This window comes from Loigolactobacillus zhaoyuanensis, from assembly GCF_003946385.1.
Classification (GTDB): Bacteria; Bacillota; Bacilli; order Lactobacillales; family Lactobacillaceae; genus Loigolactobacillus; species Loigolactobacillus zhaoyuanensis.
Map to the genome: position 1 here is coordinate 1 of NZ_RHOE01000090.1, position 8,078 is coordinate 8,078.

11 protein-coding genes are annotated in these 8,078 nt (G+C 45.4%); 3 read left to right on the top strand and 8 right to left on the bottom strand.

Annotated features, from left to right (window positions below; all coding sequences use genetic code 11):
• Window positions 1-143 precede the first annotated feature (143 nt).
• Genes tsaD through tsaB form a run of 4 tightly spaced genes read right to left on the bottom strand, consistent with a single transcriptional unit; the run spans window position 144 to window position 2,934 of the window.
• Entirely contained in the window at window positions 144-1,211 is a 1,068-nt protein-coding gene (gene tsaD, locus EKM76_RS12195; RefSeq protein ID WP_125550886.1) for a tRNA (adenosine(37)-N6)-threonylcarbamoyltransferase complex transferase subunit TsaD, read from the bottom strand.
• A complete protein-coding gene (gene rimI, locus EKM76_RS12200) occupies window positions 1,165-1,683 on the bottom strand; it encodes a ribosomal protein S18-alanine N-acetyltransferase (protein ID WP_125550887.1) in 519 nt (172 codons plus the stop codon). The genes tsaD and rimI (EKM76_RS12200) overlap by 47 nt, the downstream gene beginning before the upstream one ends.
• Entirely contained in the window at window positions 1,680-2,237 is a 558-nt protein-coding gene (rimI, locus tag EKM76_RS12205; protein WP_225417944.1) for a ribosomal protein S18-alanine N-acetyltransferase, read from the bottom strand. The genes rimI (EKM76_RS12200) and rimI (EKM76_RS12205) overlap by 4 nt, the downstream gene beginning before the upstream one ends.
• Window positions 2,212-2,934, bottom strand: a complete 723-nt coding sequence (gene tsaB / locus EKM76_RS12210) for a tRNA (adenosine(37)-N6)-threonylcarbamoyltransferase complex dimerization subunit type 1 TsaB (protein WP_125550888.1) — start codon at window positions 2,932-2,934, stop codon at window positions 2,212-2,214. The genes rimI (EKM76_RS12205) and tsaB overlap by 26 nt, the downstream gene beginning before the upstream one ends.
• A 713-nt stretch (window positions 2,935-3,647) precedes the next feature.
• Here tsaB and EKM76_RS12215 point away from each other — a divergent pair.
• Complete coding sequence (locus EKM76_RS12215; protein WP_125550889.1) at window positions 3,648-4,622, top strand: asparaginase; 975 nt, start codon at window positions 3,648-3,650, stop codon at window positions 4,620-4,622.
• 69 nt (window positions 4,623-4,691) lie between these two features.
• On the opposite strand, the gene galU is transcribed toward EKM76_RS12215, so the two are convergent.
• The 3 genes from galU to EKM76_RS12230 form a co-directional block, all read right to left on the bottom strand.
• The gene (galU, locus tag EKM76_RS12220) at window positions 4,692-5,594 is read right to left on the bottom strand and encodes a UTP--glucose-1-phosphate uridylyltransferase GalU (RefSeq protein WP_125550890.1); all 903 of its coding nucleotides are present in this window, start codon (window positions 5,592-5,594) and stop codon (window positions 4,692-4,694) included.
• Between the two features lie 201 nt (window positions 5,595-5,795).
• Window positions 5,796-6,038, bottom strand: coding sequence for a hypothetical protein (locus EKM76_RS12225; protein WP_125550891.1), 243 nt, complete (start codon window positions 6,036-6,038; stop codon window positions 5,796-5,798).
• A gap of 177 nt (window positions 6,039-6,215) precedes the next feature.
• Window positions 6,216-6,455 (bottom strand): hypothetical protein, encoded by a 240-nt coding sequence (locus EKM76_RS12230; RefSeq protein WP_125550892.1) that lies wholly within the window; start codon window positions 6,453-6,455, stop codon window positions 6,216-6,218.
• A gap of 341 nt (window positions 6,456-6,796) precedes the next feature.
• Here EKM76_RS12230 and EKM76_RS12235 point away from each other — a divergent pair, with 341 nt between their 5' ends.
• Window positions 6,797-7,084 (top strand): type II toxin-antitoxin system RelB/DinJ family antitoxin, encoded by a 288-nt coding sequence (locus EKM76_RS12235; protein ID WP_164507654.1) that lies wholly within the window; start codon window positions 6,797-6,799, stop codon window positions 7,082-7,084.
• Window positions 7,084-7,380, top strand: a complete 297-nt coding sequence (locus EKM76_RS12240) for a type II toxin-antitoxin system RelE/ParE family toxin (RefSeq protein ID WP_125550894.1) — start codon at window positions 7,084-7,086, stop codon at window positions 7,378-7,380. Before EKM76_RS12235 ends, EKM76_RS12240 begins: the two co-directional genes overlap by 1 nt.
• A gap of 90 nt (window positions 7,381-7,470) precedes the next feature.
• Here EKM76_RS12240 and EKM76_RS12245 read toward each other — a convergent pair whose 3' ends face one another.
• On the bottom strand, window positions 7,471-7,872 hold the full coding sequence (locus tag EKM76_RS12245) for a Spx/MgsR family RNA polymerase-binding regulatory protein (RefSeq protein ID WP_125550895.1): 402 nt from the start codon (window positions 7,870-7,872) through the stop codon (window positions 7,471-7,473).
• Window positions 7,873-8,078: the final 206 nt, after the last annotated feature.

Sequence of the window (8,078 nt, forward strand, 5' to 3'; positions counted from 1 at the left end):
CACGAATTGAAGACCATCGGTTTTATTTTCAGGCTCAAGGCACCAATAAAAAGACGATGTACAAAAGAACGCCTTCACCGCTAGTATAACGGTAAAGGCGTTCTTTTCATAGATGGTTACGCGCGGTGGCCGCGCGGAGAGTTTTATTTGCTCAAAACAGCTTGACGCTCTGGGGTCATGTAATCAAATGACAACCCTGGCTGTGCGTTTAACTGGCCATCAGCGCGGATCCCTTGACCATAAAAAACATGCGCCGCCGCACCGATCATTGCGCCATTGTCCCCACAGAGTCGTAATGGCGGCACCACAAAGTCAACCTCTGGCGCTTGCGCAGCGATCTCTTGCTGGAAACGTGCCCGTAAGCCGCTGTTCGCCGCCACGCCGCCAGCCATTACCAGTTGGCTGACACCATATTCACGCACTGCGCGCATGGTTTTAGTCACGATCACGTCGATCACGCTAGCTTGGAAACTAGCCGCTAGATCAGCCCGCGATAAGGTTTCATCCCGTTGCTCCGCATTGTGCACCGTATTGATGAAGGCACTTTTCAAGCCACTAAAGCTGAAGTCATAGTTATCATCTTTAAGCATGGCCCGCGGAAAATTAAAGGTATCCGTGCCCTGCTGCGCCAAGTCGTCAATTTTCTTGCCGGCTGGATATGCAAGATCCAACACGCGGCCGACTTTGTCAAAAGCTTCACCGGCAGCATCGTCGCGAGTATCGCCGATGATCTCAAATTCACCAGCAGCCCGCATATAAACGATCTCCGTGTGCCCGCCGGAAACCAGCAATGCTAGTAACGGGTAGGTCAGCGGCTTGACCAAGCGCGCGGCGTAAATGTGGCCGGCCATATGGTTGACTGGCACCAGCGGTAATTGGTGGGCGAAGGCGATCGCTTTGGCCGCCGAAACGCCGATCAACAACGCGCCCACTAAGCCAGGACCGTAAGTCACCGCCACCGCCGTTAAATCAGCGTAAGTGACGCCTGCTTCAGCCATGGCCTCCTCAGCGCACAGCGTGACTTGGGCCACGTGATGGCGGCTAGCCACTTCCGGCACCACGCCACCAAAACGCTTTTGGCTATTGATCTGCGAGGCGATCACGTTGGACAAGATCGTCTCCCCGTCTTCAACTACCGCCACGCTAGTTTCATCACAACTTGATTCAAAAGCTAAAATTAACTCGCGTTGCCGCGACTTTTTTTCCGTCATAATCGCTTTCCTTCCATTCTAATGCCATGATCAACGCATCCTCCACAGGCGCCGTGTAGTACTCACGCCGGCGATTGATCACCGCAAAGCCTAACTTTTCATATAATTTCTGGGCTGCTAAGTTGCTGGCGCGCACCTCTAAATAAAAGCGCACCGGCGTGGTTTGCGCCTGCAACAAAACCTGCCATAATTGCCAAGCAATATGCTGCCGCTGCCAAGCGGGCGCCACCACCACATTCGTAATCTCCAACTCATCAAACAAAGCCGTGTAGCTGATAAAGCCGATCAACTGCCCTGCCGCCACCGCAAACAAATAATATTGATGTGGTGCTTTTAGATCAGCGACAAACGTGGCTGGCCGCCACGGTGAACCCGCTGGATAGCTGGCAGCACTGACTTGGTGGCACCAAGCCCCTAACGCTGCCGCATGCTGGGTGATTTCACTTTTATCTGGCCAGTAGTATTGCATCATGATGGTGGCTGCAGCGGCAACATCATGTTCAGGGCGTCTTCGTGATCGGCGACGTAATAGGCTTTCTTGATGTTCTGATCTTGAAATCCCAGCTTGCGGTACAGGTGCTTGGCTGGTTCGTTGCTAACGCGGACTTCAAGGGTCAGTCGCGCCGATGGCAATTCTTGGCTGCGGCGGATCATCCAGGTCAGTAAAAAGCGGCCGATCCCGGCATTTTGGTACTCTGGCTCCACCGCCACGTTGGTGATATGCGATTCGTGGGTAGTGAACCAGCAGCCGATGAAGGCGATGATCGTGCCGCCGGTGATCAGCACTAAATATAGTGTGTCGTTGGTTTTGCGCAATTCATTAGTAAATGATGCCCGATCCCACGGGGTGTCGCCGGCGTAGCAGTGGCGTTCAACGGTCAATAATTCGTCGAGGTCAGCTGCGGTGGCGCGGCGCAACGTAAATGGTTCACCACCTAAATTGATTTCTTGAGTGGTGAATGTCAGCGGTGGCGTCGGTAGCTCGTTACTATACCATTGTCTAAATTTCTTCCACATAGGGCTCATGTCCTTCGTTGTCGGGATGTTGTTTTAACCAGTTAGTTTCTGCCTCGGTCATCCGTAAATAGTTAGGCACAAAGCCATGGATATCGGTTACCGGTGGCAGCTGCAGGCCTAATTGCGCGAGCTGACCAGCCTGAGGCAGATCAAAATTAGTGGCAGCGATCTGGGCTTGCTCGCCTAAAGCCAACAGCGTTTCGCTAAAGGCCGCAGTATCGCCGACAAAAGTGAGCGGCTGCTTGGTGGCAACCAATTCAGGCAGCCACTCGGCCATGGCAATATGGCGGTCGGCCAATACGTTGACCAACTGGCCTTGTTGCCACCGATAAGCGCCGGTGAAAACTGCGCTGCGCCGGGCGTCAAATAGTGGCACGATCAAGCCCGCGCCGGCAGGAATATTGCTAGCGAGAACGGCTAAACTGGAGACGCCGACCAGCTGCTTGCCTAATGTCCACGCTAAAGTTTTAGCGGTAGTCACGGCAATCCGAATGCCGGTGTACGAACCTGGTCCCTGCGCCACCGCCACGCGATCGATCGCGGCGGGTTGCTTTTTCGTTGCTTGGAATAGATACTCGATGGCCGGCATTAGGCCTTCGCTGTGGGTTTGTTTAACGTTCAGTGTGACTGTTCCTAGTAGCTGCTGTTCCGTTGCCAGCGCCACGGTCAGTGCTTGATTTGATGCATCAATTGCTAAAACTAACATCGCGAACTTCCTTTTCATTAACTTCTATTTATAATTTGCTAAAATTAATTTTAATTTTTTGTGCAGCAGCTGTTTTAATTCCACCATCTTAGCACAAGTTGGCGGTCGTTTCAGCTGTGTAGCTTCTATCATTAAACCAATTGTTGCTTTCAGTATTTCATTATACCAAAAGGACGTCAAGCTGGCGGGTTGCTTTTAGTAATGTTTCATCATTTTTTGCTGGTAAATGAAAAATGAGCAAAAATTAATCATATTCTGAGTGTATTCACGGGCGTTTTTCATTTCCAACCGTTATATTAATCATGTAACCAAAACAAACCAAACCTTTTTCATTTTTCGACTCTTCTTCCCCCGAAGGAGAGACTCTCCCCAGAACATCTTCCGCCCGAAGATGTTCTTTTTTTATAGAGTGCCAAAAAAGGCGCCTAGATTATGGAACATAACATTGCTAGCTAATAAGATTCGCGTAGCGGATCGTTTGGCTAGCGTCGTTATGCGAAATAATCTGCCTTTTTTGGCACGTTTACACTAGATCCACCGCTAGCAGATAATTTGGTGAGCGTCGCTAAGCGCAAAAACATGCTTTTTCAAACACGTTTACACCAGATCCACTGCTACACTGACAAAAAACACTTAAACCATGGCGCATAACTTACTATAATAAGTAACGACTAGTCATTTAAAATCTGATCAACAGTTAGGAGCATCGATTCATGAAACATATCTTAGTTTTGCACACTGGCGGCACGATCGCCATGTCAGAAAATGAAAGCGGCGGCTTGACTCCAGGCGCCGCTAATCCCTTAATGGCCTTCAATCAATTGTTTAAAGGCAAATACGAGCTGGAAGTGGAAGAATTATTTAATCTGCCTTCTCCCCACATGACGCCGCGCGAAATGCTCCAGCTGAAAAATCGAATCATGACCGCGGAAGCTGCCGGTATCGATGGCGTTGTTATCACGCATGGTACCGATACACTTGAAGAAACCGCCTATTTTCTTGATCTAACCTTGCCCGCTCAGATTCCTGTGGTGATCACCGGTGCAATGCGTTCGTCTGATGAGATCGGCTCCGACGGTTTATACAATTTGTCCAGCGCTTTAAAAACAGCGGCTTCACCTGGGGCCCGCGGTAAAGGTGTGCTTGTAGTGATGAATGATGAAGTGCACAGCGCGCGTTTCGTCACCAAAACGCACACCACCAACGTTTCTACTTTTCGCACGCCAACTTTTGGCCCACTGGGAATCATCGAAAAAAATGGCGCTAAATTTTTCCAAGAGTTGACCAATCAGTCCCGCTGCGACATTGATCATGTGATCGATCATATTTACCTGCTAAAAGCTTATGCGGGTATGGATGGTACTTTATTTGACGCGTTAAATCAGCCGGCAACTAATGGCTTGATCATCGAAGGCACTGGTGCCGGCAATCTGCCACCGCAGACCTTGCCAGCGATTCAAAAACTGCTGGACCGCAACATTCCGATCATCCTAGTTTCTCGCTGCTTCAACGGCGTGGCTGAACCTGTTTACGCTTATAAAGGCGGCGGCCAAGAACTGGCTAAAATGGGCTTGATCTTCTGCCAAGGTCTAAATGGACAAAAAGCGCGGATCAAATTGTTAGTCGCCCTAGCCAACGGTAAATCCGGCGCTGCTTTAGCCACTTACATGCGTGACGCTATTTCTTAAATTAAACCGCAAAAAAAGCAGTGAACCAGCCCAATTAACGTGGGTGGTTCACTGCTTTTTTTGATCACGCTATTTTTTAGTTGCTTTTTTCTCAGCTTCTAATTTTTTCGATAATTCAATAATGTAATCTTTGAGTTGGTCCTTAACTTCGGGATGGCGCAAGCCGAATTCAATATTCGTTTGAACATAGCCGAATTTATTCCCAACATCGTAACGATCACCCTTAAATTCATGCGCGAAAACGCGTTGTACTTTGTTTAATTCGTCGATGGCGTCGGTTAATTGGATCTCGCCACCAGCACCAGGTTTTTGGTTATCTAAAATATCAAAAATTTCTGGTGTTAATAGGTAGCGGCCGATGATCGCCAAGTCACTAGGTGCCTTGTCAACGGCTGGCTTTTCAACGAATTGGCGGACGTTATACAAACCAGGAGATTCTTCCGCTTCTGGATCGATCACGCCGTATTTGGACACTTCATTATGTGGTACCCGCTTAACTGCTAAAGTTGAAGCGTGGGTTTTTTCATAATCATTGATCAATTGCTTGGTCAACGGAACCTTATCTTCCATTAAATCATCGCCTAACATGACCACAAAAGGTTCGTTGGCAATAAATGATTTCGCTAAGCGCACGGCGTCGCCTAAACCATTAGGGTGTGACTGACGAATGAAAAATAAATTAACTTTCATGTTCGTTGTTTCTTGGACAACTTTTAACATTTCGTCTTTATGCTTTTTAATTAAATTCTGTTCCAATTCGGGAACGGAATCAAAGTGATCTTCGATTGGTCGCTTGCCTTTACCGGTGATGATCAGAATATCATCGATCCCGGATGCCTGCGCTTCTTCCACGATGAATTGAATCGTTGGTTTATCAACGATCGGCAACATTTCCTTCGCCATTGCCTTCGTCGCTGGTAAAAATCGTGTCCCCAGTCCAGCTGCAGGAATCACTGCTTTATGTACGTTCATTTCCACGCCTCCAATAAAAGTATATTTACATTATACAATAAACCCCGCGCTACTTCCTTAAAAACAACTAATAATCGGAAACGGATACAAAAAAAGAGTATAGGAAACGCCCTACACTCAAAATAATGGCTGGAAACTACAGCTGATCAGATATAATATTGTGCCACAAATTAATGAACTAAATTTAGCGTTACACAACGACTATAGTTGTAGCATTTTAGCTAATTGGTGATAATCACTGGAAGTTAATTGTTTGATCACGTGGTTATAGCGAGCTGGAATTTTTTCAGTCTGTAACGGTGTGAAATAAAAGCCTGAATGTGCGTTGGCAACATAGGTCTCTAGATCTGGATAATCTCTGATCTGCGCCTGATGAGCCACCAAAAAGCTCTTAAATTGTTGTAACACTTCATAATCATTAACTGGTTTAGTACTGGTGAACATGATAATACCTCCCTAAAATAAGTCTTTAACTCTACACCCTTAACCTAACGCGTCCGACCTCACATAGCAAGTCATCTGTTGCAATTATCATCAAAACTTAAGCTAGTCTCATTTGTTCATCATTCTGCGTCTACGGCAAACAAAAACTCGCTGCTCAATGGCAACGAGTTCGCTAAATTAATGCTTTAATTGTTGCTCGATCTGGACAAAATCTTGCGCGGTCAATTGGCGGATCACCCGCTTGTAATGCTTAGGGATTCGGGCTTGAACATTGGTAAATGGCGTCATGGTCGGCTGCTCTTTTTCCACATATTCCTTAACTGAATCATATTGCTTTACTTGCTGACGGTGTTCTAATAAATAACTTTTAAAATGTTGTAGCAGTTCATAATCTGAAATTGTGCGCGTGGCTAACAAAGTTATCTTCCTTCCTAATTGGCGGGCAAATTTGTCATTTCATCTGTTGGCTATACCATAACATATCTGGCAAGTAGCACAACTATTAAGCCGCAAAATTAGCGCTTTCTTAGTAAGTTATTATTTAATACCAATCTTAAATTCCAGCGTTGATTAACTAACATAGTCATGTTACTTTTTGGACCACGCTCAACCTAGCTTGGCCACCAATCAATTTAGTTACGTGCGCCTAATTCAAGTTGCCGATCTGGCTGCACTTTTCACTTTATATTTAACTAGGTTGTATTAAATACATCTGTCATATATACTATGTTTAACATAGTATGAAAGCGGGGTTAATTATGCCAACTGAAAAAAAAGAACCAACGGCACTTGTAGCGGCTAAAGTCGATGAAAAAACTAAAGTTGCGGCTGAAAAAATTCTAAAAGACCTAGGCCTAACTCGTACAGCAGCAATCAACGTCTTCTATAAACAAATTATTTTAACTGATGGTTTGCCTTTTCCAATCACTAATAAAACCAGCGCACAGCGAGAAACCGACTATTTAACAGCTACTGGTACACTTGATCAAGTTGATCGACTAATGGATACAGCAACTGATCGCGATTTTGATCAAGTTCGCGGCTAATGGGAAATTTCAAAGTGCTTGAACATCATTCAATCACCAAACAGCGAACTAAATTAGCCCAAGCGCAACTATTAAATATTTACGAGCACATTCTTGATCAATTAGCTGATAATCCATTTACACAAAACTATCAAATGGAACTTTTGGAACCACGAAATAAACGTCCAAAAACTTATTCCATGCGAATCAATAATCAGCATCGTGTTGTTTATACAGTCGATAAGGCTACTAAAACCGTCCGTGTTTGGTCAGCATGGACGCATTATGAAAAAACAGTTAAACAACTCAAACAGTAATCAGCCAGCCCTACTTAGGACTGGCTGTTTTTGAGCCAACAAAAAAGACCGTGCTACCCCTAGCTCGGCCTCAACCTCAATCTAATCGTTTTATATTTCAGCTGCGTTGATCATTGCTTGCATAAAATCTAGGCGCCGAATGTGGCGTGGTACGAATTTACGAATCTCATCGTCGTTAAAACCGATTTGGACTTTATTCTCGGTCACAATAATTGGTTTGCGTAATAACTGAGTGCGTTCACAAAGTAAATTTAAAGTTTCGTTAAATGACATGTCAGGTAATTGATCCGCAATCTCAGGATACGCCTGTGAACGTGTCGAAATGATATCGTCTAAGCCGTTTTCGGATAAGCTAAGAATATGTTTTAGCTCTTCGACCGTTGGCGCTTTTTTACCGACATTTTGTTCTGAAAATTCGACATCGTGATCACGGAGCCATTGCCGTGCCTTTCGTGAAGAATTACAACTTGTCTGCGTAAATAATTTAATCATGAGCGCTTCACTCTCCTTGTGTGTGTTGTCTTGTAAAATTTATAGTATTCATAATGTATAACCTGAATTATGCATATGCATCAAATTGATTGGCCAAATTATCAGTTTTACGTAATTTCTCTATATTCACGACTTGGGCTAGTCATGACTAGCCAAGTTTGACTTAATTTAGTTAGTTTGATTAGTTTTCATACTTGATCGCGTCA